This window comes from Candidatus Effluviviaceae Genus I sp., assembly GCA_016867725.1.
Taxonomy (GTDB): Bacteria; Joyebacterota; Joyebacteria; order Joyebacterales; family Joyebacteraceae; genus VGIX01.
On sequence record VGIX01000012.1, the window covers coordinates 24949 to 50426 of the forward strand.

Annotated in this window: 21 protein-coding genes; 10 read left to right on the plus strand and 11 right to left on the minus strand. The window is 70.4% G+C overall.

What is annotated here, in order from left to right:
* Positions 1 to 141: 141 nt before the first annotated feature.
* The 9 genes from FJY74_04565 to nfi form a co-directional block, all read right to left on the minus strand.
* Entirely contained in the window at positions 142 to 2502 is a 2361-nt protein-coding gene (locus FJY74_04565; GenBank protein MBM3307575.1) for a hypothetical protein, read from the minus strand.
* Between the two features lie 210 nt (positions 2503 to 2712).
* On the minus strand, positions 2713 to 3540 hold the full coding sequence (locus tag FJY74_04570; protein MBM3307576.1) for a right-handed parallel beta-helix repeat-containing protein: 828 nt from the start codon (positions 3538 to 3540) through the stop codon (positions 2713 to 2715).
* Entirely contained in the window at positions 3537 to 4556 is a 1020-nt protein-coding gene (gene thiL, locus FJY74_04575) for a thiamine-phosphate kinase (GenBank protein ID MBM3307577.1), read from the minus strand. The genes FJY74_04570 and thiL overlap by 4 nt, the downstream gene beginning before the upstream one ends.
* Before the next feature lies 1 nt (position 4557).
* Complete coding sequence (locus FJY74_04580; protein ID MBM3307578.1) at positions 4558 to 5745, minus strand: amidohydrolase; 1188 nt, start codon at positions 5743 to 5745, stop codon at positions 4558 to 4560.
* A gap of 60 nt (positions 5746 to 5805) precedes the next feature.
* A complete protein-coding gene (locus tag FJY74_04585; protein ID MBM3307579.1) occupies positions 5806 to 7356 on the minus strand; it encodes an NAD(P)H-hydrate dehydratase in 1551 nt (516 codons plus the stop codon).
* Positions 7353 to 7727: a holo-ACP synthase gene (acpS, locus tag FJY74_04590; GenBank protein MBM3307580.1), complete on the minus strand. Its 375-nt coding sequence runs from the start codon at positions 7725 to 7727 to the stop codon at positions 7353 to 7355. Before acpS ends, FJY74_04585 begins: the two co-directional genes overlap by 4 nt.
* 10 nt (positions 7728 to 7737) lie before the next feature.
* Positions 7738 to 8427, minus strand: coding sequence for an HAD-IA family hydrolase (locus FJY74_04595; protein ID MBM3307581.1), 690 nt, complete (start codon positions 8425 to 8427; stop codon positions 7738 to 7740).
* Between the two features lie 86 nt (positions 8428 to 8513).
* The gene (locus tag FJY74_04600) at positions 8514 to 8705 is read right to left on the minus strand and encodes a hypothetical protein (GenBank protein ID MBM3307582.1); all 192 of its coding nucleotides are present in this window, start codon (positions 8703 to 8705) and stop codon (positions 8514 to 8516) included.
* Positions 8706 to 8788: 83 nt separating this feature from the next.
* The gene (nfi, locus tag FJY74_04605; protein MBM3307583.1) at positions 8789 to 9466 is read right to left on the minus strand and encodes a deoxyribonuclease V; all 678 of its coding nucleotides are present in this window, start codon (positions 9464 to 9466) and stop codon (positions 8789 to 8791) included.
* A gap of 118 nt (positions 9467 to 9584) precedes the next feature.
* Between nfi and FJY74_04610 the strand changes: the two genes are divergently transcribed.
* The 6 genes from FJY74_04610 (at position 9585) to FJY74_04635 (ending at position 14055) form a co-directional block, all read left to right on the plus strand.
* The gene (locus FJY74_04610; protein MBM3307584.1) at positions 9585 to 10886 is read left to right on the plus strand and encodes a hypothetical protein; all 1302 of its coding nucleotides are present in this window, start codon (positions 9585 to 9587) and stop codon (positions 10884 to 10886) included.
* A gap of 18 nt (positions 10887 to 10904) precedes the next feature.
* Complete coding sequence (locus FJY74_04615) at positions 10905 to 11213, plus strand: TlpA family protein disulfide reductase (GenBank protein MBM3307585.1); 309 nt, start codon at positions 10905 to 10907, stop codon at positions 11211 to 11213.
* Positions 11203 to 12699, plus strand: a complete 1497-nt coding sequence (locus tag FJY74_04620; GenBank protein MBM3307586.1) for a phenylacetate--CoA ligase family protein — start codon at positions 11203 to 11205, stop codon at positions 12697 to 12699. The genes FJY74_04615 and FJY74_04620 overlap by 11 nt, the downstream gene beginning before the upstream one ends.
* 324 nt (positions 12700 to 13023) lie before the next feature.
* Complete coding sequence (locus FJY74_04625; GenBank protein MBM3307587.1) at positions 13024 to 13332, plus strand: EamA family transporter; 309 nt, start codon at positions 13024 to 13026, stop codon at positions 13330 to 13332.
* A 71-nt stretch (positions 13333 to 13403) separates the two neighbouring features.
* Positions 13404 to 13862: a winged helix-turn-helix transcriptional regulator gene (locus FJY74_04630; GenBank protein MBM3307588.1), complete on the plus strand. Its 459-nt coding sequence runs from the start codon at positions 13404 to 13406 to the stop codon at positions 13860 to 13862.
* Positions 13849 to 14055 (plus strand): DUF5320 domain-containing protein, encoded by a 207-nt coding sequence (locus FJY74_04635; GenBank protein ID MBM3307589.1) that lies wholly within the window; start codon positions 13849 to 13851, stop codon positions 14053 to 14055. Before FJY74_04630 ends, FJY74_04635 begins: the two co-directional genes overlap by 14 nt.
* Here FJY74_04635 and FJY74_04640 read toward each other — a convergent pair.
* On the minus strand, positions 13989 to 14387 hold the full coding sequence (locus tag FJY74_04640; protein ID MBM3307590.1) for a hypothetical protein: 399 nt from the start codon (positions 14385 to 14387) through the stop codon (positions 13989 to 13991). The genes FJY74_04635 and FJY74_04640 overlap by 67 nt on opposite strands.
* Positions 14388 to 14536: 149 nt before the next feature.
* Here FJY74_04640 and FJY74_04645 point away from each other — a divergent pair, with 149 nt between their 5' ends.
* Both FJY74_04645 and FJY74_04650 read left to right on the plus strand, forming a co-directional pair.
* On the plus strand, positions 14537 to 18391 hold the full coding sequence (locus FJY74_04645) for a hypothetical protein (protein ID MBM3307591.1): 3855 nt from the start codon (positions 14537 to 14539) through the stop codon (positions 18389 to 18391).
* Positions 18392 to 18545: 154 nt separating this feature from the next.
* Positions 18546 to 19931 (plus strand): hypothetical protein, encoded by a 1386-nt coding sequence (locus FJY74_04650; GenBank protein MBM3307592.1) that lies wholly within the window; start codon positions 18546 to 18548, stop codon positions 19929 to 19931.
* Between the two features lie 48 nt (positions 19932 to 19979).
* Here FJY74_04650 and FJY74_04655 read toward each other — a convergent pair whose 3' ends face one another.
* Positions 19980 to 22922 carry a S8 family serine peptidase gene (locus tag FJY74_04655; GenBank protein MBM3307593.1) on the minus strand — a complete coding sequence of 981 codons (2943 nt, stop codon included), beginning with the start codon at positions 22920 to 22922 and terminating at the stop codon, positions 19980 to 19982.
* Between the two features lie 238 nt (positions 22923 to 23160).
* On the opposite strand from FJY74_04655, the gene FJY74_04660 reads away from it, so the two are divergent.
* Positions 23161 to 23946 carry a T9SS type A sorting domain-containing protein gene (locus FJY74_04660; GenBank protein ID MBM3307594.1) on the plus strand — a complete coding sequence of 262 codons (786 nt, stop codon included), beginning with the start codon at positions 23161 to 23163 and terminating at the stop codon, positions 23944 to 23946.
* A gap of 27 nt (positions 23947 to 23973) precedes the next feature.
* The coding region (locus FJY74_04665) for a hypothetical protein (GenBank protein ID MBM3307595.1) at positions 23974 to 25478 on the plus strand (1505 nt) is incomplete at its 3' end.

Consider the following 25478-nt stretch of genomic DNA (forward strand, 5'->3'; position numbering starts at 1 on the left):
CTCGCTGCTGGTCCGCGGAGCGCGGAAGGCGCTGCTCTCGCGACGCCGCACCATCGTCGGGCCGACGGCCCGGGGGTGTCCGGCGTCAGGCGGCCTGTCGGACCGGACGCGCCCGTTCGGGGGCGCCGCCCGGGCGACGACTCACCTCAGAAGGATCATCTTCCTTTCAAAGTGCGACTCCGCGCCGACCATGCGGACGAAGTACGCGCCTGCCGACACGTCCCGCCCGAGGTCGTCGCGGCCATCCCATACGACCCTGAACGAACCCGCCTCGAACTCCCCGTCGGCGAGCGCCGCGACCCGGCGTCCCGCGACGTCGTACACGGCCACCGACACGCGGCCGCCGCGCGCGAGGACGAACGCGATCTCGGTCGAGGCGCCGAAGGGGTTCGGCGCGTTCTGCGCCAGCGCGGTCACACGCGGCGCCTCGCCGGGCACGTCGGTCGTCGCCGTGATCGCGACCGTCGAGGCGTGCGGGATGTGGTTCTGCGCGGTCACCACGACCGTCGCCAGACCGGCGTTGTCCGTCGGGAACGGAAGGAGCACGGCGCCGCCCGCGTCGGTCGCCCCCACTTCGTAGATGCCGAGCTCGGGCGACGACACGCACACCGTCGCGCCCGCGACCGCCGCGCCGCCGCTTCGGACCTCGACCGAAAGACCGCCGCCGCACCCGATGCTCACGGCGTCCGGGCAGACGACCGACAGCGGCGCGGGCGCGTCGGTCCAGATCGGCATCTCCGGGTCCCCGAGCAGGTTCAGCACGTACATCGCGTAGCGCATGTAGTTGTCGGTGCGCGCGACGCCGACGTACTGGTGCTTCGCGTCCGCGTGCACGAGGCCCGCGTGCGAGAGCCCCTTCACGAAGAGCGAGTTGGCGAACTGCTGGCTGTAGAGGTCCGACACGCACTGGCCCGGGTAGCCTGGGCAGCCCCACCCGTACCGCGAGTTCCCCACGTACGCCACGCCGCCGCCCTGTGGGTTCGTGATCCAGTGCTCGCCGAACGTGTCGTGGTCGATGGCCGCGGACCAGCAGCCGACGGAGTACCACACGCCGGCCCGCGGCGCGTTCCTGAGCGCGTCGAGGTGCGGGATGGTGAGCGCGTCCGGCCCCACGCTGGCCACGCCGATGCTCGCGTGGCCCTCGTGGAACACGATGCCCGCGCCGGCAGAGAGCTCGTCCGAGGCGAGCGCCGCGCTGAGGTTCCCGCGGCTCTCGTAGAGCTTCGTGATCGGGCTGAACCGCGGCGGCACGTATCTGCTCTCGATGAGGTCGAGCGCGACGCCGCCGTCGGTGTACGGGCTCGGCGAGTCCCACAGGACCTCGCCGAGGAACAGCATCCGGAGCTGGTGGTCGGTCGGCATCCCCTCCAGACCGCCCTCGTAGAGCAGGACCTTCTGGACGAACGCCGCCGTCTCCGCCGCCGTCCGCACCGGGGCGCGCCCGACGTACACGTCGGCGTACATGTCCACGTTGTCCTGCGCCACCTCGCCCCAACGGCCGTCGCCGTCGTCGTTCCAGGTGCCGTCCAGGTCGGCGTAGTACAGGTCGGACGGCAGGCCCTGGTTGTAGATGAAGTCGTACGCGTGGCGCGCCGGGACCACGCCCGTGTCCCCGCCCAGCAGCACCCAGGTGAGGCCGCGCCCGGCGCGCAGCGCGGCGATGCAGTTCCGGATCTCGGCCGCGGCGTCCACGCCGGAGTACGCCGGGTCGGCGTCGATGTCCTCCAGCGTCACGATCTCGGCGCGGACGCCCTTCATGGTCTTCCACTCGGCCAGCGGCGCGAACGCCGCAGCCAGGCGCTCCGGGCAAACGATGACATAGTCCAGCGGCTCGCCGCTCCTCGAGGCCGGGGCGCCCGCGTAGCCGGCGAGCGCCTCGGGGTTGACGACCGCGCCGGCCAGCGCCGAGCGCGTCGCCGCCGAGACGGCGAGAGCGGGGATCGCGCGCGCCGCCCCCGCGACGCCTTCGGCGCGCACGCTGATCTCGATGCGGGTGTGAAGGAAGAGCTCCCCCGTCGCCGGTCGGTACTGGAGCGGAGAGACGATGACGGTCGCGATGGAGTGACCGCTCCAGGAGCCGACCCCGGCCAGCCGGACAATCCCACGCGGGTACGGCAGCACCGAGCTGTATGTCTCGGTGTCTCGCTGGGGAATCTCTGCCGCCTGATCGGAGGAGAATGTGGCCGGCCGGGGCGTGGGAGCGATGGCGAAGCGTCCGGGCAGTTGCACGACCGCGCCGCCGTCGACATCCAGCGCTGCCGACACGGCGCCCGGGGGGAGGAGGAAGCGCACGGTGATCGCCGGGAGCATGGGCTCTCCCGGCTCGGTGGCGACTTCGGCGCCCTCGAGGAAGACCAGATCGAGGCCGTCTCGCCTTTCGAACGTGAGCTGCGCAGGGTCGAACGACAGGGCCTTCGCCGCGGTGATCGCGGCCGAGCTGAGAGCAGGGAACGTGAGAACCAGCAGAAGCGCCCCGATCCGTCCCAGAGTCCTCGCCGCCACGTCGCCCTCCTTCACCGTGCCCCCCACCCGTGGTCGCCTCGCCAGAAAACAAACAGGGCCCTTGACCTCATGTTCCAGGTCGAAGGCCCTTGATCCCCAGCTACTTACTACAGTATCACAGGTTGTTCAGGCTGTCAACAATAAATGCGCACGTGCTCCACGATCACGCAGGACGCCCAAGAAGTGGCCTCTGCCTGCAAGTGGGCCTGTTCACCCCTTGAACAGCGCCTTGATGGCGCCCCAGCTGGTGGTCTCCACGGCAGGCTCGGTGTACCAGGGGGTGTAGATGACCACGCCCTTGATGTTGACGTCGTCGACGTTGTCCCAGATGCTCGCGCGGATCCCCTGGTCCCCAAACTCGACGCTCGTCCCCCACCAGTTGTACTCGGCGTTGATGTACACGAAGCCGCCGCCGTCGTAGTTCGCCAGCCGGACGTTGTACGCACCCCCGCTGCGGTTGTCCAGATAGCAGTCGTGGATCTCCGGCCGCGTCGACTTGAACTGGCACTGTATCCCCGCCACCGTGCAGTTCACGATGCTCGTGCCCGTGATCGACGGGCTGGAGTACTGGAGGTAGATCCCGGTCTGGCAGTTGCTGAAGGAGCAGCGCTCGATCTGGGCATCGCCGGCGATGACGCGCAGTCCCTCGGTCGCGTACTCGAACACGCAGTGGCGGAATGCCGAGGACGACGACGAGTCCACGACCGCCACCATGTTCCAGCTGCCGACCGTGGGGCTCGGGAGATTGGATGTGAACGTGATGCGGTTGTCGTCCGTTCCGAGCGCGACGATGGACGGGGCGGGCTTCGTGTTGTCCGTCTCCAACCGGTAGAACCCGTCGAACGCCACCGTGGCGCCCGGCTCGATGGTGAGCGTCGCACCAAGCCGCACCTGGACGTTCCTCTTGATCACCCAGGGGCTCCCCGCGACCGTCCACGTCGTGTCCGTGAGGATGTTCGCGGTGACATCGGTCGCCCGCGCGGCCCCGCCTGCGCACGCCATCACTGTCATGAGCACCGCCACCACCCGCCGCGTCATCGCTTCCCTCCCACGTCCCCGGTCGTCACCAGGTGCTCGTACCCGAGCCTCGCCAGGGGCTCCTCCCGCCCGTCCGCCCGGACCAGCGTGCATCCCCTGGCGGCCGGCACGACCTCGCCGATGCGCGTGACCTCGGTCCCGGTCACCGCACTCACGTGCTCGATGGTCCTCTCGGTCTCGGGCGCCGGGATCGCGACCAGGAGCTCGAACTCCTCGCCGCTCCCGAGCGCGAGCTCGAGCGGCTCGCACCCGAGACGCCGCGCGACCTCCGTCGCGGCCGCGGCCAGCGGGATCCGCGCCTCCGAGACAGCGACGCCGACCGCGCTCTCTTCGGCGAGGTGCCACAGCTCCGACGAGAGCCCGTCGCTCACGTCTATCATAGCGTGCGGCGTCGCGACGTCAATGAACGCCTGCGCCTCGGCGATCCGCGCCGTGGGAGCCAGGTGCCGCCGCTTCGTCTCGACGACCGGCCCGTCGTCCGGAAGGCCGCAGAGGAACGCCCGGAGCCCCGCCTCCGCGCCGCCGAGCCGCCCCGTCACGAGCAGCGAGTCCCCGACCGCCGCCCGCGCCCGCGTCACGACGCGCTCGCGGCCCACGGTGCCCAGGAGCGCGACGGAGACCACGAGGCCCTCGCGCGACGAGACGACGTCGCCGCCGACGATCTCCGCGCCGCAGCGGCGGCAGACCGCGAGCATGCCCGCGTAGAGCTCCTCGACGTCCTCCGCGCCCATGCCGGGCGGGACGCACAGGGCGACGGTCGCCTTCGTCGGGAACCCGCCCATCGCCGCGATGTCGCTCACGTTGGCGGTCATGCACTTCGCGCCGATGTCGGCGAGCGACGCGAAATCGCGACGGAAGTGCACGCCCTCGACGAAGGCGTCGCAGGTGAAGAGCTCAAGCTCGCCGGCGGGCTCGAGCACGGCGGCGTCGTCGCCGATGCCGACCACCGTCCCGCGCCCCGGCGCGCCGATCACCCGGCGCAGGCGCTCGATGAGCCCCCGCTCCCCGATCTCCACGCTACGCTCTCTCCAGGAGCATCACGGCCGCGCGCGCCATCACGGCGGCGCCCGCCCAGAGTCCCCGCTCGTCGAGGTCGAAGCGCGGGTGGTGCCACGGGTGCGTGAACCCCTTCTCCTTGTTCCTCACGCCGAGGCGCATCATCATCCCGGGGGCCGCGTTCAGGAAGTACGCGAAATCCTCGCCGCCCATGGACGGCTCGTCGATCTCGACGACCCCGCGGCGGCCCAGCACGTCGCGCGTCGCCTCGCGGACGAGCTCGGTGACGCCGGGATCCGAGATGAGCACGGGGTATCCGCGCTCGTACTCGTACTCGTATCCGCCGCCGCCCGACTTCGTCACGTGCGCGAGCGTCGTTCCGATGAGCTTCTCGACCTCGGCGCGGTCCTTCGCGTTCAGCGTTCGCGCCGTGCCCTCGACGTCGACGCGGTCCGCGATGACGTTCCTGCGGTACCCGCCCTTGATGGTCCCGAGCGTCAGCACGACGGGATGCACCGGGTTGATGCGCCTGCTCGGAATGGTCTGAAGCGCCTGGATCACCTGCCCCGAGAGCGCGATGGCGTCCACGCCGAGGTGCGGCTTGGCTCCGTGGGACGCTTCGCCGAGCACGGCGAACCGGAAGTCGTCGGCGGCGGCCATCATCGGGCCATCGCGGACGCCGATCCTGCCCGCGTCGATGGACGGGTCAACGTGAACGCCGAGGACGGCGTCCACCTTCGGGTTCTTCATGACGCCGGCGTCGATCATGGGCTGCGCCCCGCCCGGCGGCGCCTCCTCGGACGGCTGGAAGATGAACTTCACGCTGCCGGCCAGTTCGCCCCTGCGCGGCACGAGGAGCATGGCCGCGCCGAGCACGATCGTCGTGTTGCCGTCGTGGCCGCACGCGTGCATCACGCCGTCCACGCGGGAGCGGTAGGGCACGTCGTTCTGCTCGGCGATGGGAAGCGCGTCCATGTCGGCGCGCATCGCCACGGTCTTCCCCGCGCGCGCGCCCCTGAGGAAGCCGACGACCCCGGTCTTCGCCACCCCGGTCTTGACCTCGAGCCCGAGGCCCTGGAGCGTCTCGGCGACGAGCGCCGAGGTTCTGCGCTCCTCGTACCCGAGCTCCGGGTACATGTGGATCTGTCTTCGGATCTGCGAGAGCTTCCCCGCGAGCCGCTCGGCCTCCGCGATGAGCTTCGCTGCCATCGACCCCTCCCGTTCAGCCGGCCGCCCCGCGCGGTCGCGCAGCCCCTCACTCGTCGGGACCTACCGCGCCCGCTCCAGCTCCATGAACGCGCTCGGCAGCGCGTCCACGACGTCCCCGGCGATCATCCCCACGCTGCCCTTCCCGGCCGCCGCGATGTCGCCGGCACGGCCGTGGACGAACGCCCCCAGCGCGGCCGCCGTCGTTCGCGGCACCCTCTGCCCGAGCAGCGCCGCGAGGACGCCCGTCAGGACGTCTCCGGTGCCGGCCGTCGCGAGGCCGCTTCCGCCGGTCGGGTTGAGATAGAGCTCGCCGCCGGGATCGACCGTGACGGTGCCGGCGCCCTTGAGCACGACCGTCGCTCCGCTGCGCGCCGCGACGTCGCGCGCGATCTCGTCGCGGTGCGCCTGGACGTCGGCCGCGGAGCGACCGGTGAGGCGCGCCATCTCGCCCGGGTGGGGGGTGAGCACGATGGGCGCTCCGCCGGAGCGCCCCTTCACGCGCTCGATCGAGAGCGCGTTGATCCCGTCCGCGTCCACCACGCACGGCACGCGGACCTCCTCGATCACGGACTGGACGAGCGACTGCGTCTCGGGGTCGCGTGAGAGCCCCGGTCCGATCGCGAGCGCGTCCGCGGTCTCGAGGAGCGCGCGCACCGCCGGGAGCGCGTCCCTCGACAGCGCGCGGCCGGCGGTCTCCGGGAGCGGCCGCGTGATGACCTCGGTGAGCTTGGCCTCGAGGGCGTCGTTGAGACTTCCGGGCGCGCCGAGCACGACGAGCCCGGCGCCGGCCCGCAGCGCCGACAGCGCCGTGAGCGCCGCCGCGCCCGTGTACCCCACGGAGCCGGCGACGACGACGACCGTGCCGAAGGTGCGCTTGTTGGCGTCGTGCGGCCTCGCGGGAAGCAGCGCCGCCGCGTCGCGCGCCGTGAGCACGTTGTCGCGCACGCCCGCGGCCTCCACGGCCTTCGCCGGGATGCCGATGTCCACGACGTGCACCTCGCCGACGAGCTCCCTGCCGGGCGAGAGGTAGAACCCCCTCTTCGGAAGTCCCATCGTGCAGGTCCAGCTCGCCCGCACGCACTCGCCGGCCGCCTCACCGGTCGTGGCGTTGAGCCCGGACGGCACGTCCACGGCCAGCACCGGACGGCCGCACGCGTTCATCTGCCCGATGACGGTGCCCGACAATCCCAGCGGCGCGCCGCTGAACCCCGTGCCGAAGACCGCGTCGACGACGAGGTCGCTTCTCATGGTCGCGGCGGCGAGGCTCCCGACCGCGCGGCCGTCGGCCAGCTCGACGACGACGCCGGAGCCCAGCCGTTCGAGGCTCGCCCGCGCGTCCCCGAGCACGTCGTCCCTGTGCCCCGCGACGTAGGTCTCGACGACGGCGCCGCGCGCGCGCAGCTCGCGCGCGATGACGAACCCGTCGCCGCCGTTGTTCCCCTTCCCGCAGACGACGGTGATCGCCTTGCCGGCCGGCGGCCCGAGCCGCTGCTCGATGAACCGCACCGTGCCGGCGCCGGCGGACTCCATGAGCTTGAGCCCCGGGATGCCGACGACGTCGATGCAGTGAGCGTCGATCGCCCGCATCGTCTCTGAGGTCGCGAGCTTCATCCCCCGTCCTCGATCACGACGACGGCGTGCGCCGAGCGCGCGGAGTGCGAGAGGCTCACGTGCGCCCGTCCCGCGCCGAGGCGCTCGGCGCATCGGCGGCGCGCCACGACCGTGGGCGCGCCGCTGCGCTCGTGCACCACCTCGACGTCGGTCCAGCGCATGCCGGGCGAGAGCCCGGTCCTGAGGGCCTTGAGGAAGGCCTCCTTCGCCGCGAACACCGCCGCGTACGAGGCCATCCTGTCCCTGTGCCGCTCGCAGTATCGGATCTCTTGGTCGGTGAAGAGCCGGTGGAGGAAGCCGGGCCGCGACCGCGCGACGACTCGCTCGAAGTGGTCGATGTCCACGACGTCGGTTCCGACCGCGCGGACCATCGCCCTCCTCCTATCGCTTCGCCATGAGCGCGTCGACGATCCGCGGGAGCTCGGAGATGTCGTCGATCTCGTAGTCCGCTCCGGACACGGCCGCGCCGGAGGTGTCGCCGTACTTCGCGTACACGGTCTTGATGCCGACGTTGGCCGCGCCCGCCATGTCGCGCTCGGGCCAGTCCCCGACCATGACGACCTCGTCGGGCCGCATGCCGAGAAGCGCGATCGCCTTCATGAACGGCGTCGGATCGGGCTTCCTCACGTGCGTGTCCTCGAACGTGATGACGTGGTCGAAGAAGTGCTGGAGCTGGAGATAGCAGAGCCGCGACCACGCCTGGTACCGGGGCGCGTCGGAGAGAATGACCAGCTTAAGGCCGCGGCGCACGAGCTCGATGAGGGTGCGCCTGACGTGGGGATACAGCACGAGGGTGTACTCGCGGCCGCGGCGGTAGCCGAGGATGGCGGCCGTGTGGATCTTGGGATCGATCTCCCCGAGCTCCTCCTTGAGGAACTTATCGAAGACGCGCTGGTCCTCGATCCCCTCGCGATCGTAGAGCTCGAAGAGCCTGCGCTTCGCCTCGTCGCGCGTCATCCGGAGGCCGGCGTCGATCATCTCCTCGACGGCGGCTTCGATGGAGACCGTCTTCATCCGCATGAAGTCGGTGAGCGTGTTGTCGAGGTCGAAGATGACCGCCCGAAGCGTCATGGCATCACCTGTGGGAAGCGAGCACGGGTGGGACCTGTGCATTCAAGCCGACACACATCCCCGCCCACATCCTGGAGCCCGGTGGATCACTTGGCCGCTTCGTTGACCCTCGTGCCGCGGCTGATCTCGCCGTTGTCGATCCGAACGTGGAACCCGCAGTTGGGATTGGAGCATACCCACGCCTTGTAGGTGATGGCCGCCCCGTCCCGTCCGTAGTCCGAGAGTGGAATCAGAACGCCCTTCTCACACATGCGGCAAGCCGGAAACGTATTGGGCATCTCGACACCCCCCCTCCCCGTATCGTCTGGCTCCACCCGTGCTCTCCTTCCTCGACCGCACAACCCCATCCACCGCGGCGGCGCTACCGCCTCCGCTCCCGTTTCGCCCGTTCGGCCTCGATGTCGGCCAGCCGGGTCGGCTCGGGAGTCCGGAACCCCCGCGTCGCCGCCAGGACCCGCGCGGCCGCCGTTTCGACCGTGACGCGGTGACCCGGAGAGACGAAGAGGGGCCTCGTGTTGTCGCGCGTGCGGAGGACGACGCCGACCTTCCGCCGCTCGTAGCTGAGCGTCCGCATCGAGCCGCGCTTCTGCTTCGGCTCCTTGAACTCGCCGACGAGACGCGACTTCGCGCAGCCGATGGACGGCTTGTCCAGGAGAACGCCCAGGTGCGAGGCGAGGCCGAGGCCGCGCGGGTGCGCGATGCCCTGACCGTCGAACATCAGGAGGTCGGGCTCCGACGACAGCCTCTCGTACGCCTCGAGCACGACCGGCCCCTCGCGGAACGTGAGGAGGCCGGGCACGTAGGGGAACGTCGGCTGCTGGACGGCGGAGACCGTCTCGACGGGCGTGAGCGCGCCTGCGTCCAGAACGACGATCGCCGCGTAGAGAAGCTGCTCCTCGCTGGAGAAGGCAACGTCAATGCCGGCGATCGTCGCGGGTTCGCCCGGATCGTCCTCGAGTCTGATCCTGCTTCTGAGGTCCTGCTGGATCCGGAACGCTTCCTGGACGGAGACCGTCCAAGGGTGAGACCCCGCCGCCATCATCCGCATCTCCCGGACACCACAGCGGAAGCGTATCGCACGGCTGGCTGGAAGTCAACGGCCCGGAGTGGTAGCATTCTGCGCCCGGCACGCATGTTCCACCACGCAGGAGGTTCCCATGAGACGCTGGATGTGGATCGTGGTCATCGTGGCGGCGGCGGCCGCCTGCCTGTGGGGCCTGCCCAGGGTCCGCGCGGCGCAGGCCAGGAGCGCCGCGAGAGCCATCGAGTCGATCGAGGACGACGCACGGAGGGCGGAGCGCGCGCTTGCGCTCCTTGCGGACCATCCCGATCTGCCCGACGAGCTCCGGACGAACGTCCTCTCGGTCGGCCTGCGGGCCGCCAGGGCGCAGGGCGGCGCCGCGGCCGTCGCGTTCTGCGACAGGGCGCTCGAGCTTCCGCTCTCGAAGGTCGAGCGCGCGATGGCGCTCGCCGCCCTCGACGGCGCGCTCCTCGAGACCGGCGACCCCGACGACGCCGCGAGGGCGGACGACCTCGCGCGCGGCGTCGCGAAGGACGGCAAGTACCCCGCGGGCACCTATCTCCGCATGGTGCGGCAGCGACTCGGAAGCGAGAACCAGATGGCGGACCCGTGGGTGGCCGTCGAGCTCGCCCTCGCCGGCGCGGCGGCGGGCGACGAGGTCCCCCGCGACGCCTGGGCGAGCGCGTTCGACGGCGCGTACGGGGCGGTCATCAACGCCGCTGCGATGGAGCGAGGGATGGACGGTGTGCACGCCGTCGCCGAGTCCGTCATCGTGCGGGCGAAGGACCCGCGCGTCCCGGGCGCCATCTACGCCAACGTGTACCGCCTCGTCGTCGAGGACGACCCCGACGCCGCGGTGGACTACGCGCAGAGCCTGGCCATGCTGCCTGGCTACACGGGCTCGACGGTCATGAACGAGATCGCGTACGACATGGCCCTGCGCGGGCTCGAGCCGAACCTCGCCGTGAAGCTCGCCGAGACGGCCCTCGGACTCGCGGCGTCGAGGTACGACTCGCTGAGCATCCTCGACACGGCGGGCTGGGCCCACCACCGCGCTGGCAACCACGCCGTCGCCGTCGAGCGGCTCGTCAAGGCGTTCTCGATGCTCGACGAGACGCCGTCGTGGGGGAACGAGATCGTGCGGCACCTCGCGGCCGCCTACGAGGCCGCGGGGAAGCTCGACGCGGCCGTCGACCTTCTCGCGCTCGTCGTGTCGCGCTCGGTGGACGCCGGCGATCCGGCGCGCGCGGAGCTTTCGCGGCTTCTCAGAAGGCGCGACGGCAGCGACAGGGCGCTCGATGAGCTCGTGCGGGAGAGTCTCGCCGCCGGACGCGAGGAGGCACCCGCGTTCGCGCTCAAGGGCAGGGACGGGAAGACCGTCGAGCTCGCCGCCCTGCGCGGAAACGTGGTGCTCATCTGCTTCTGGTCCTACGGCTGAGGACCGTGCCGCGCGGAGTTGCCGCGCCTCGTCGAGCTGGAGAGCCGCTTCAGGGACCGCGGACTCACGGTCGTCTCCATCGACCCCGGGCCGAAGGTGAAGGCCGCCGAGGAGTTCCTCAGGAAGGAGAACGTCGTCCACCCAGTGCTCACCGACCCCGACGGCAGCGTGTTCGTGCGCTACCGTATCCACGCCATCCCGGTCACGCTCGTCATCGACACCGAGGGGCGCATCGTCTTCAGGCACGTCGGCTTCGCGCCGGGCGACGAGGAGCGGCTCGCCCGCGAGATCGAGTCGCTTCTCCCGGGGAAGGACCATGAGGCGTAGGGCTTTGGGCGCCGTCCTCGCCGGACGCGAGAGACGGCACTACCCGTGGATGAGAACGGAGTACCTCTACGGTCTTCTTCCCATCCCGGCGCAGAACGCGCTCGTCGCGCGGCACGGGCGGCGCATCCGGCGGGAGCGGTTCGGGCCCGAGTTCGACCGGCTGAGCGCCTTCCTCGAGGACTCGGAGCGCTGGTCGCGCGAGGAGCTCCGCGCGTACCAGGAGTCGCGCCTCCGCGAGATCGTGCGGCACGCGTGGGAGGCCGTCCCCTACTACCGGGACCTCTTCGGCAGACTGCGCCTCCGCCCGGAGGACGTCTCGACCGTCGAGGACCTCAGGAAGCTCCCGCCCCTCACGCGCGCCGACGTCGCGGCGAACGCCGACCGCTTCCTGTCGAGCGCGTTCGACCGCCGGTCGCTTCGGAGCGGAAGCACGTCCGGCACGTCCGGGTCGCCGATGACCGCGTACTGGGACCGCGGGATGTGCCTGATGAACAACGCCTGCTACCAGCGCGCGCGCCGGTGGGCCGGCGCGCCGTTCGGCGTCCGCTACGCGACGATCACGGGGCGTTCGCTCGTGCCGATCCGCCAGAGGCGTCCTCCGTTCTGGCGGCACAACCCCGCGTGGAACCAGGTCATGTTCTCGTCGCTCCACCTGTCGGAGGCGAACCTCGTCCACTACGTCCGCGCGCTCCGTGAGCACGGCGTCGAGGCGCTCGAGGCCTACCCCTCGTCCGTCTACATCCTCGCGCGGTTCCTCGAAGCGAGGGACGATCACCTGCCGCTGAGGTCGATCATCACGACGGGCGAGCCTCTCTTCCCCGAGGAGCGGCGCGTGATCGAGGAACGGTTCGACACGAGGGTCTTCGACGCGTACGGGCAGGCGGAGCGCGTCGTCTTCACGAGCGAGTGCGACCGCCACGAGGGGCATCACCTCTTCGAGGAGTACGGCATCACGGAGTTCCTCGACGACGAGGGCGAGCCCGCGGCCCCGGGCGTCCCGGCGCGGATCACGGGAACGACGCTGCACAACATGGCGATGCCGCTTCTCCGCTACACGTTCGGCGACGTGGGGGCGCTCTCGCCCCGTGCGTGCTCGTGCGGGCGCGCGCTGCCGCTCCTGGAGGGTCTCACGACGAGGGACGAGGACATCCTCGTCACACCGGACGGACGGCTCATTCCGCCCATCATGGTGAGCTGGGCGCCGCGGCTCATCCCAGGCGTGACCGATTGGCAGCTCGTCCAGGAGCGCGCCGAGGAGCTCACCGCGACCTTCGTGGTCGATCATCCCCTCAGCGAGACCGACCGCGAGTGGCTCCTGACGTACTTCGCAGGGCGGCTCGGCACGGAGATGCGGGTGACCATCGAGCAAGTCGATGAGATCCCGCGCTCGGCCCGGGGCAAGCGGAGGCGCGTCATCTCGAATGCGCCCCTTCCGTGGCGCGAGCCCGAGGACTCGACGCGGGGAGAGGGCGCCACGCATGCCTGATCCGCGCGGCGCTTCGCCGAGCCGGCGGCGGGCGTACGCGGCGCTGGCGCTCGGCGTGTTCGTCTTCGGGCTGGGCGCGATCTTCGTGCGATGGGCGAACGCCCCCGGCGCGGCGACCGCGTTCTTCCGCATGGGGATCGCCGCGGTCCTCATGGCGGTCCCCTTCACGGCGCACGCCCGACGCGCGGCGAGACCGCTCAGACGCCGCGGCGTCGCGATCGCGGTCGGCGGCGGCGTGTGCCTGGCGGCCGACCTTGCGCTCTGGTCCGAGGGCATCGTGCTGAGCGGCGCGACCGCGCCGACGCTCATGGCGAACACGGCGCCGTGTTCCTGCTGCTCGTGTGCCTCGTCACCCGCACGCCGCTCTCCGGCTACTCCCCGACGACCTACCTGCTGTTCCTCGCGCTCGCCGTGCTCGTCCAGGTCGCCGGCTGGATGAGCGTGAGCTACGTCCTCGGGCACCTGCCCGCGGCCGTCGTCTCGCCCACGCTCCTCGGGCAGCCGATCGTCACCGCGCTCCTCGCCGTCCCGCTTCTCGGAGAGACGTTCTCCGCGCGCCACCTCGCGGGAGGCGCGGCCGTCCTCGCCGGGATCCTCCTCGTCCACCGCAGCCACGCCAAAGACGCCGCTTGACACGGGAGCCTCCGCGCGTGATATTAAGCACTTGCTGAAATACTTCAGATCACGCCGGCGGGGGTCACGTCATGTCGCACGGTCGCTGGGAGCTCTTCAGGATCCTCGGGGTGGACACCCGCCTTCGCATCATCGAGCTGCTCGCGGACGGAGGGCCGCTGGGCACGGCGGCCCTGGCGGAGAGGCTCGGCGTGACGCCGGCCGCGGTGTCGCAGCACCTCACCGTGCTCAGGGGCGCGGGGTTGGTCACGAGGGAGCGGCGCGGCTACCGCGTCCCCTACTCCCTGAACCCGGGGGGGCTGGACGTCTGCTGCGGCCACCTCGTCGAGGTCTGCTCGTGCGGGTGCGGACACCACCGCGAGGACGAGGGGAGGCACGAGCCGCGGACGACGGTCGCGGCGCTCAAACGGAGGGCGCGCGAACTCCGCGCGGAGCTTGAGGCTGTCGAGGAGAGGATCGGGAAGCTCGAGCGGGTGAAGGAGCCGGAACGCCGACGAGACGGAAAGGAGACGCGCGATGAGCTGCTGTGAGACGGGCGGCGGGCACGGGATGAGCCACGGGCGCGGGTCGGACGACTGCTGCTGTTGCTGCGGGTGCGGAGCGTCGTTCCACCGGAGGTTCATCTCCCGCAAGGAGGAGCGGGAGATGCTCGAGCGCTACCGGGATGAGCTCAAGCTCGAACTCCAGGGACTCGAGGAGCGGCTGAAGGAGCTGGGGGCATAGCGGTGACGCTGACCGCCTTGGACGATCGAGCGCCCCGGGGAGACCCGGGGCGCTTCGATTCGCGACGCGCGCACGCGCCGACCAGTCCGGCTCTCTCTCTCGTTCATCTTCGCGAGGAAGCTGTTCGCCCCGTTCAGGATGGCGGACAGCGACCGCTGGAAGACCTCCTTGAAGTCATCGGGGGACGCGATGAAGAGCTCGACGGTCACCCAGACGTCGTCGTTCACGAGGTAGATCTTCGAGACCTTCGACTTGCCGTTCGAGTCGTCGGCGGCCGCGTACGCGCGCTGCCGCTCGATCTCGTTCCCGATGTGCCGGGCCGCGGCGCGCACTTCAGTGTCCGCGCGGCTCGATCATGCTCCTGGCCGCCGTCTGCCGGACCTCCTTCGCCCGCCTGATTGACAGACTGGTCATCGTGTGCGATAATTGAGCAACGAACCAGCATCGGGACGCCGCATCCGTCCCTTCATGAGGAGGGAGCATGTCCGCACCGCTGACCGCCAGCCCGGCGCGCCGGCAGCCCTGTCCGCTGACCGCCGTCTTCGTCCTCGCCATGCTCGCGGCCGCTGGGCCGGCAAGGGCGCTCCCCGTCCCCGAGGTCACGGTGCTCAGGGACACGGCCTCCGAGGTCGTCGTGAGGTGCGAGCCCCGCGCGGAGGCCGGTGGACCGTCCCCGTCGGAGGATGCCCGCGTCGTCCTCGTCCGCGTCCCGGACCGCGGGCGCATCTCCTTCCGCTGCGAGCCCGAGGGCCGCGCCTTCGTGTCCGAGCCGGCCGTCCTGAGAGATCTCCGCGTCGTTCAGGTGACATTCGACATCCCGGCGTACGACCCGCAGCCCGTCACCGTCACGATCACCACGGAGCCTGGGGCCGGGGTCAACGAGAGGGACGCCCGCGCTCGCCCCAGGTGTCCCGCCTTCGAGTCGCTCTATCGTCACGCGGTGGCGAACTACAGGCCCGACCCGGCCGCGCACAGGCCGGCCGCCGGCGGGGGCCGCGCCCAGGGCGCGCGGTATCTCATCATCGCGAACCCGTCGTTCGTCTCGCAGATCCAGCCGCTCGCGGACTGGAAGCACCGGAAGGGCGTGAAGACATCGGTCGTGACGCTCAACGAGACCGGCTCGTCGGCCGCCGACATCAAGGCCTACATTCAGAACGCGTACGACACGTGGGAGATCCCGCCCGAGTACGTGCTGCTCGTGGGCGACACCGAGGTCGTGCCGGCCTACTACAGCGAGACGTGGACGGACGACTACTACGCGACCCTCGAGGGCGCCGACTACTTCGTGGACGTGATGGTCGGCCGGCTCTCCGCCGACACCCAGTCGCAGTGCGCGACGCTCGTCGCGAAGGTGCTGAGCTACGAGCGGAACCCCGTGCAGGGGAACCCTCAGTGGCCCGCGAGCGCGCTTCTCACCGTCGCCGACGACTTCGATGGCGGAGATGCGATCTACTACAGGAACACGTGGTTCATCTACGACCTCATGGAGCCCGCCGGGTTCGCGCCGATCGACACGCTGTTCAAGCGCAACTACGTCACGCAGTCGCAGGTGTATCAGTCCATGAACGCCGGCCGCGGGTTCATCAACTACCGCGGCGTCGCAGGAACAGACTGGATGCCGCCCTTCAACATCAACCCCTCGAGCCTCACCAACACGCACAGGCTCTCGGTCGTCATCTCGGCGACCTGCGGGACCGGCACGTACCAGGACGACGGGTTCCTCTGCGAGACGATCACCCGCGCCGGGTCGGCGGCCAACCCCATCGGCGCCGCGGCGTTCCTCAGCACGAACACGTCCATCGAGAGCAGCCAGACGCTGTCGCGCAGACGCGGAGCGGCGGACCAGGGCTTCTTCGCGCAGGCGTTCGGGCCTGACGGGGGCGTCATCGGAGCGGCGACGGTCGCGGCGAAGACGGCCATCTACAACTTCGACCAGATGCGGCAGGAGTACGAGGGGTGGAACCTCCTCGGCGACCCCGACATGATGCTGTGGACGGGGCAGCCGGGCACCCTCCAGGCGTTCCACGGCTCCTACTACCACGCGAGTCAGGACAGCTTCGTCGTGACCGTCTTCGCGGCCGGCCAGCCGCTTCAGGGCGCGCTCGTCGCGTGCGTGAAGGGCAGCGACGTCCACGAGTGGGACTACTCGGACGCGGACGGGCGCGTCGTCCTCGCGCCGGATCCGTCGAGCGCGGGCACGATGGCGGTGACCGTCACGGCGCGGAACCGCTACCCGTACGAGGGCGAGGTCACCGTCCTGGACAGCGGGCCGTTCGTCGTGTGCACGGAGGTCGAGGTGGACGACGCCGTGGGCGGGAACGGCGACGGGTTGTTGAGCCCGGGCGAGTCGGCCGCCCTTCTTCTTCGCCTGACGAACGTCGGCGACGGGGACGCCGTGAACGTGACGGGGACGGTGCGCACACCGGACCAGCACGCCTCGATCCCGGACAGCGTCGCGTCGTTCGGCACGATCCCGCCGGGCGGCCACGCGTGGTGCGTGACACCGTACGCCATCGTCGCCGACGCCGAGTGCATCGTCGGCCACCGCGTGCACCTCGCCATGGACGTCACGTTCGGCGCGTTGACCATCGGGATCACGCCGCCTTCGGTCCCGCTCGCGACCGCCGACATGAGCCTGGCCGCGCTCGTCCTCGACGACGGTCCGCCCGGCGGCGACGGCGCGGGCGACCTCACACACGGCGAGACCGTCGCCATCGAGGTCACGCTCGAGAACGTCGGTCCCCTGGATGCCGGGGATGTCGTCGCCGAGCTCGAGTGCCTGAGCCCGCACGTCGCCGTGACCGCCGGGACCGCGCACCTCGGACTCGTGCGGTCGGGCAACGGCGCGACGAATGCGCCGACGCCGTTCCTGTTGTCCGTCTCGCCGCCGGCTCCGAACGGACACGTCGCGGAGTTCCGGCTGCACCTCTCGGGCGTGGGCCACTCCTACCTCTACGAGGAGACCATCGCGTTCGCGCTCTCGGTCGCCGGCCTGACCACGACCCTGCCGTCGGGGCCGGACGCGTACGGGTACTACGCGTACGACTCGTCGGACACGGGGTACGCGTGCGCTCCGGCCTTCGAGTGGTACGACATCGCTCCGCCCGGGCCGGGCAGCCTCATCGCGCAGATCACGAACAACGATGACAGGATCACGACGATCTCGCTTCCCTTCGCAGTGAAGTACTACGGCACCTCGCACACGCAGGCGTCGGTCTGCTCGAACGGCTTCGTCGCGATGGGCGTCGAGGACTATCGCATGGGCACCAACTCACCCGTCGGCAGTCCGGACGGGCCGGACCGGATGATCGCGCCGTTCTGGGATGACCTGAACCCTGCCGCGGCGGGAGACATCTATCGCTGGATGGACACGGAGAACCACAGGTTCATCATCCAGTTCGACGGGGTGCCCATCTACGGCACGAGCAGCTTCCAGACCTTCCAGGTCGTCTTCCGCCACCCCGCGTACTACCCGACGCCGACCGGCGACACGGAGATCCTCTTCCTCTACGAGACCGTGATGAACCCGACCGGGTGCACCGTCGGCATCGAGAACCCGGAGCAGACCGACGGCATCGGCTACCTCCATAACGGCGCGCATGACGTGAACGCGGCGCCGCTCGCCGACGGGCTCGCCGTGCTCTTCACGACCGTCGCGGCGGAGGACCCCGCGCGCCCCTGGCTCACGCTCGACGCCGTCGCGCTCGACGACGCGGCCGGGAACGGCAACGGCGTCGCGGAGCCCGGCGAGATCGTCTCGCTCGCGCTCACTCTCGCGAACCACGGAGTGATCGGCGCCACGGGCATCGGCGCGCTCCTCACGGCCGAGGAGGGCGTCGCGGCCGTCATTGACGGCGCGGGCGTCTTCCCGGACGTCCCGCCCGGCGGCAGCGCGTCCAACGCCGCCGACCCGTTCGTCATCCAGATCGTCGCCGCCCCCGCCGACACGGTCCTCACGCTCTGGGCGCACGTCGAGGCCAACGACGGGGCGTACTCCGTCCCCGTGCGCTGCGACGTTCGCATCGCCGGCTCGGGCACGGGCGTCCCCGAGTCGCCCATCGTCTTCGCGGTCCATCACGCAACGCCCAATCCGTTCACTGGCGCGACGAGCCTCGCCCTCGCGCTGCCCGACCCGGCGCAGGTCGCGATGTCGGTCTACGACGTCGCGGGAAGACTCGTCAGGCGGGTGGACCACGGCGTGCTCGCCGCCGGCAGGCACGCGCTCCTGTGGGACGGGCACGATGCGGGCGGCCGCCCGGTCGCAAGCGGCGTGTACTTCTTCAGGGTCGCCGCAGGCGAGCGCGTCGTGGACCGGAAGGCTGTGTTGCTGCGGTAGTCTCAAGCCCCACAATAGGTTCGCTCATCCTCGCGTGCGCCGCAAGCGTGCCCCTCGATCATCACAGATGGAGCATCCACTTCACCCGCAGCCCCGCGGCGCACGCCGCCTTGCTGTCCTGGGAGGCCACTCCGGTGTCGTCCTGCCGACGGTCATGATCCTCATGTGCGTGATCCTGATCCTCGCGCTCGGCGTCTTCCAGTTCGCGTCCCTTGACGCCAGTCTCGCCACGCACCATCTCAGCCGGTCCCAGGCGTTCTACATTGCCGAGGGCGGCCTGGACAGGTGCCAGACATGGCTTGAAGCGCAGATCGATCCTCCGGCCGGCGCCGACACGCTGTACCCGTCCGGCTTCGCACCCTACCAGTTTGCAGACGGAGCCGTGCTCCAGTGGATCGTCCCGGACGCGGCGGCGCCCGGCACCTACACGGTCGTCTCCGAGGCCACCGTGGGCACCCACACGCGGCGCCTTGCGGTGGATGTGACGGCAGGCCTCTTCAGCGACTTCCTGTACTTCACCAACACCGAGCACATGCCCGGAGGGGGCAATCCGCTCTGGTTCTGCACGGGCGATGTCGTCGACGGCCCGCTCTTCACGAACGATCAGATCAGCATCTGCGGCGACCCCCGCTTCCTGCACGGCGTCGCGAGCGCCTACGGCGGCCCGGGCGACAGGAACCGGAACCACAACGCCGCGTTCTACTACAGCAACGGCACGGGGCAGGGGAACAACGGCATCGAGTCCACGGCTGAGAGCAACCCCCCGCACGACAACCCGTACTTCGGCGACGGGTACGTGCTTGGGGCGAACTGGGTCATCTACCCCCGGCTGCCGTCGGTGTTCGACTTCCGAGCGCTCGCGAGGAGCGGGGGCATTGACCTCGCCGGCAGCTACGAGGTGGTCTTCGCGAGGCCGCATCCTGTGACGGGCCAGCCGATGCACGGCCACGTGAGCTATCGGAAGTCCGGCCGGCCGTGGAGCGACGTCAGCATCGCCTCGACCAACGGCATCATGTTCGTCAACGGCGGCGTATCGGTGCAAGGCGTGCTCGACGGCCGGTTCACCATCGTCACGAACGGCGCCATCACGATCACCGACGACGTCCGCTACCGCGCGAGCGACGCGAACGGCCCGCTGGACGGCTGCGACGACATGCTCGGGCTGCTCTCGGGCGGCGACATCGTCATCGCCAACAACGCGGCGAACCAGGACAACTGCGTCGTCCACGCCGCCATGATGGCTCTCTGCAACTCCCTCTACGCAGGCAACTGGAACACGGGGAGCCCCCGGGGCAGCCTCACGGTGTGGGGGAGCATCGTGCAGAGCTTCCGCGGGTCGGTGGGGACGGCGACCCTGTCGAACGGGCAGGTCGTGGTGCTCACGGGCTACGCAAAGGACTACCACTACGACTGGCGTCTCCAGGAGGAGTACCCGCCCGGGTTCTACCGCTTCCTCAAGACGGGGATGTTCCGGCGCACCGGCTGGCTGGAGATCCCGCAGGCCGAGCTCGGGTACGCGCCGACCAGGAACGCGGGGTAGCCGGCGCGGCTGGGGCACGCGTCCGACGGCGGCGCCTCCCGCGGCCCCCTACTCCACCATCACCATCCGCTTCGCGACCGTCCTGCCGTCCGTCTCCAGACGGTAGAAGTACACGCCGCTCGAGACGGGCGCGCCGGCGTCGTCCCTGCCGTCCCACGCCACGGTCCACCGGCCCGCCGGCTGCCGGCCGTCCACGAGGACCCGCACCAGCCTCCCGCCGACGCTATAGACCCTGAGCAGCACGGCGCTCTCCACCGGGAGCCCGTACTCGATCCCGGTGCCGCCGCGGAACGGGTTCGGGAGGTTCTGTGAGAGCGACGCGCGCGTCGGGAGCCCGTCGCCCGGCACGCCGGTCGCGGGCACGATGTCGTCGTCGCTCCGCGGCTGGATCCTGCGGAGGTCATCGAGCGAGCCCACGATCCCCGTCACGTGGAGTTCGTCGTCGAGCACCGGCGTGTACGCGTACCCGGCCCATCTCCCCACGTGGCAGATCCCGTTCGACGCCACCAGCCAGTCGTCCGGGTTGTCGCCCACGACCGTGACGTTCTCCACCCTGACGAGCACGCCCTCGTAGGCCTCGCTCGATCCGACCTCGCCCGGGTCGAGCACGGTGGGCGGCGGAAGCGGGTTGCCGCCGCTCGTGACCGCGATCGTGCTGACGAGATCGATCTCCGTGAGCGCGCCCGTCTCGACGACCGTGCCGGTCACGGTGACCGCATCGCCGAGCACGACCACGCCCGGGTCGCGCACGAAGACCCCGTTCCACGGCCCCTCACCGTCCTGGATCGCAATGCGGTCGGGGTAGGTGTCGCTGCCCGCGGTCGCGATGCCGCTCACCGTCACCACCTGCCCGGTCAGCGGCGACGGGCCGGTCGGATCGTCCGTGTACTGAACCTCGGCGATCGTCGCCTCCATGGGCGGCTGACTCACGAAGTACACGGTGACGCCGCCCTCCGCGACCCCATTCCCCCAGAACCAGCCGTTCACGTACACGGCGTGGCCCGGCTGGAACGACACGCCCTCGGCCGCCTGCACGATCAGCGAGCAGGGCTGGCATTGCCCGGGGGGGAGGTCGAACGGGGGCTCCGGCTCGAGCCACGCGCTCGCGCCCGCCGGCAGGTCCTTCGTGCAGATGCAGGCGGCCGCCGTGCGGAACGGGAACGGCACGGTCGGCTCGACGCACATGGTGACCGGGAACGCGTACCGCTGGCCCGATCGCGACGCGGTGACGGCGCTGGGTGCGGGCTGGACGTCGATGTTCTCCTGGGCCGTGTTGTTCGCGGGGTTGGTGTCGGGCGGGTAGGCCGCCGTCACGCGGAAGCACTTGTGGCCGTCCATGCCGGGAGGCGGCGTGTAGGGGATCGTCGCGACCACGCTCCCGTCCCACGGGACGCTCACCGTCGTGCTCGCGATCGGCAGCCACGGGGAGCCCCATCCGAAGTTCATCACGTCGAACGAGACGACGACGCCGGCCGCGGGACCGCCCTTGGCGAAGATCCTCGCGTTCAGCGTGTTGGGATCCCCCACCCTCACGGGATAGTGCCCGGCCCAGATGCTCTGACTGCTCCACGTCCCAGGCACCCACGACTTGACCGACACGTCCACGGGCAGGACCGCGTTCACCGTGTTCGCCGCGGACACGATGCCCCAGCCGTACTGGTGGTTCCAGACGGGATCGAGGAACGGATAGGTGGGCGCGCCACGCGGCTCGGCGTTCAGGCGCAGCATGTCATCGACCTGCGTCGGCGTCAGCCCGGGGTACTTCTCGAGAAGGAGCGCGACGACGCCGGACACGTGCGCGGTTGCCCACGACGTTCCGGTGCCGGGATGCTGCCAGAAGCCGGTGCCGCCCTGCCCGGGGTCCGAGCCGCGGCACGTCGTGATGTTCCGCATGTACGCGGCGACCTCGGGCTTGAGGTCGTTGAAGCCCGTGACGTACGACGGGGGCGGGGCGTTCCTCGGCCCGTACTTCGCGACGACGTCGTACACGTCGTCGCCGCGCAGCACCGTTCCCCCGTCGTCCACGCCGCCCACGCAGATGACGGCGTCGCCCGATCCGGGTGAACTCACGCCCCACGTCGCGGGGTAGTTGCCCGCCGAGGCCACGACGACAACTCCGGACGCGGCCAGCGCGTCGGCCGCGCGCGCGACATTGTCCGTGCCGTCGTCGTTGAACCCGCCGAAGCTCATGTTCGCGACCTTGATGCCGTAGGTCGAGGCGTTCTGCATCACCCACTGCACCGCCGCGACCATGATCGAGGGTGCGCTGTTCCCCTGCGGGTCGAAGATCTTGACGTCAACCAGTCCCGCGCCGGGGGCGACGCCCATGTACTGCTGCGTGGGGTCGTTGCCCAGGATGATGCCGGCGACCGCCGTGCCGTGGAACCAGTTGGGGATGTCGTCGTCGGGGTTGACGCCGGGGCCGCCCTGCCCGGTGAACCCGTCGTAGCCCGCCACGAACTTGCCGGCAAGCGCCGGGTGGCCGTCGTCAACGCCGCTGTCGATGATCGCGACGGTCACGCCATTGCCCATGTACCCGACCGACGGGTTGAGGTCCCACACGGCCTGTGACGGATACGGATAGGTCGGGCTCGAGCGCGCCTGGATGGCGCAGGCGCTCACGTCCAGGTGAAGTTGGAGCGGCTGGTCCCACTCGATGAGCTTCACGCGGGGGTAGGCCACGATGTTGTAGCAGTCCGACACGACGACGCCCCGCACGGCGATGGCGTCGATGAACCGGAAGACCCCGAACACCGTACCGTACCCGGCGAGGAAGGTGCTGTCTGCCGAGGTCGGGGTCGAGCAGAAGTCCACGATGATGTCCACGAGGTCCGTGGGGTTCATCGCATCGATGCGATCGTCCACGCGGTTGGGCCAGCCGGGGCCGGCACCGAAAGAGTCGTAGAGGTAGGCGTGGGCGTTCTCCGGGAGAGCAAGGCCGGCGACCACCAGGGCGAGGGTCGCGACAAGCAGCGGGCGGGTCGGGCGCATGGCGCACCTCCATCGTTCAGGCAGGACCTGCTGCGGGGCTCTCGGCGCTGCCGCGGACGCGGCAGTCGAACCACAGTCGAGATTGTATCACGGTTCAGGCACGGCGGGGAAGCGCCGTCTTGACCCGGGTTCAGCCCGGGCGTAGCGTCATGCTGAGTGGCCTTGCGAGACAAGGAGGCGCAGGATGAAGGTCATGGACTCAAGGGTGGCAGGCCGACGGCTCAATTGCAGGCCGGTCATGGTGGTCGTAGCACTCGTGCTGCTCGCGGCGGTGGCACACGCGGCGCAGCGCGCCGCGGAGTCGGTGAACTCGGGCGGCGCGGCGGCGGCGTCCGCGTCGTACCGCGCGCACGACTCCATCGGACAGCACGCGATCGGCCCGATGGGCCAGGGCGCGACCCTCCGCATCCACGATGGGTTCTGGCTCGGGCTCCCGGGGGTGAACGTCCCGGTCGAGGGCACCGTCTTCGCCTCGCTCACCGAGTGCGGCACCGCGCTGCTGCGCTGGACGATCGGCTCTCTCGCCGGCGTCGTCGGGATCAACGTCTACCGCGCGAACGCCGAGCACGGCGACTACGCGAGACTGAACGCGGCGTCTCTGCCGGTCGAGTCGCCGGGGAGCTACGAGGATGCGACGCTCTGGCCCGGCTCGACGTTCTGGTACGAGGTCAGGGCGGTCCACGCCGACGGCGCGGAGGAAGCCGTCGCGGGGTCGCCGACCTTCGTCACGACCCCGGGTGTGCTCGTCCTGAGGCTCTACCCGGCGATGCCGAACCCCGGCGCCGGCGCCCGCACGCTCCGCTTCGACGTTCCCGAGCACGAGGGGACGGTGCTGCTTGCGGTCTACAATATCCGTGGACAGCTCGTGCGATCGCTTGTGGACGGGCCGCTCGAGCGGGGCCGCCACGAGCGCGTCTGGGATGGCGCCGACGGGCGCGGCGCAGGCGTGGCGGCCGGCGTCTACTTCGCCCGGCTCGAGGTGGAAGGTCGGTCGTTGACCGAGAAGGCTCTCGTCGTCAGGTAGCGCCGCGGCGCGCGAAGGGAGAACGTGATGAACCGCCGGATGCTCGTGCTCATGCTCGTCGCGGCGTTGCTCGCGACGGCGGCCGTCTCGACGGCCGCGGTCCCACAGAAGATGAACTACCAGGTGATGCTCACCAACGCCTCCAACGAGCCCCTCGTCAATCAGGCCGTCACGATTGTCTTCAGAATCTACACGCTCGCGTCCGGAGGCTCGCTCCTCTGGAACGAGACGCAGAACGTCACGACGAACTCCATTGGCGTCGTGTCGGTCGTCCTCGGCAGCGTGACCCCGCTCGCGGTGGACTTCAGCACCACGCGGTGGCTCGAGGTCGTGGTCAACGGTGAGATCATGACTCCGCGGCGCGAGCTCGTGGCCGCGCCGTACGCCCGGCAGGCGCACAACGCGGACAACCTCGGCGGGACGGCGGCGGCGAGCTTCGCGCTCTCGTCCACGCTGAGCGCGGCGGGGACGATCAACTCGCCGGGGAACCCCGTGGACTGGACGAAGCTCAAGAGCGTGCCCGCAGGGTTCGCGGACGGGACGGACGACGCCGGCGTGGGCGACGGGAACTCGCTGGACGCCCCCGACGGCAGTCCAGTCAACGCGGTCTACGTGGAGAACGACGGGGATGTCATCGTGGGAGGCCCCACGGCACGGCCCGGGCAGCTCCAGGTCTCGAGCGTGGGAAGGTCCGGTGCGCGGATCGCCGCCGACGCCCGCTACATAGACACCCCGGCGCTGTTCGTCGAGGCTGATTCCACGAGCAGCATCGTCGGGAACACCGGCGCGCCGATCGGCGGCATGACGGTCCCCCTCGTGCCGTCGGCTGTCGCAGGCGTAGGCTACGCCACCGCGAACGGGGCATACTTCCTGTCACAGGGGACCGGGTACGCAGCGGACTGCCGGAGCTCGGGCACGGGCAGCGCGGTTTACGCCAAGGCGCTCGGCTCCGGCTACTCCGGTCAGTTCGTCGGTGGGCTGGGCGTGGAGATCGTCCGGGAGGGTGGGTACCCTGTCCTTGAGGTGACAAACACCAGGTCTTCCTCGTACGCAGACGGCCTTTGGGTGGCGTCCCCGGAGGGGGTGGCCAGCGCCACGTGGACGCTGTACTCGCGTACGTACCAGGGAAGAAGCGGCTACTTCGACAAGTCCGTCGACGACAACGTGTACGCGGTGTACGCGTCAGGCGCGTCCTCGTCCTCGGAGGGGTTGTACGTCTTCGGGACGATCCTCCATACAGGACTCGCCGCGCGCACCGTGCCGACGTCCCGCGGCACCGAGGCGGTGTTCGGCGTGACGGCCGCGGACGTCGAGGTGATGGCCTCGGGCAGCGGGCGGCTTGCGGCCGGCGCGGCCCGCATCGACTTCGACCGTCTCTTCGCCGAGTCCATCGCGGGCGCCGCCGACCTCCGGGTCACGGCGACGCCGATCGGCGCATGGAGCGCGCTCTACGTCGCGCGCATCGACAACGGCGGCTTCGACGTGCGGTCGGACGCGGGTGACAAGGCCGTGGAGTTCCACTGGGTCGCCGT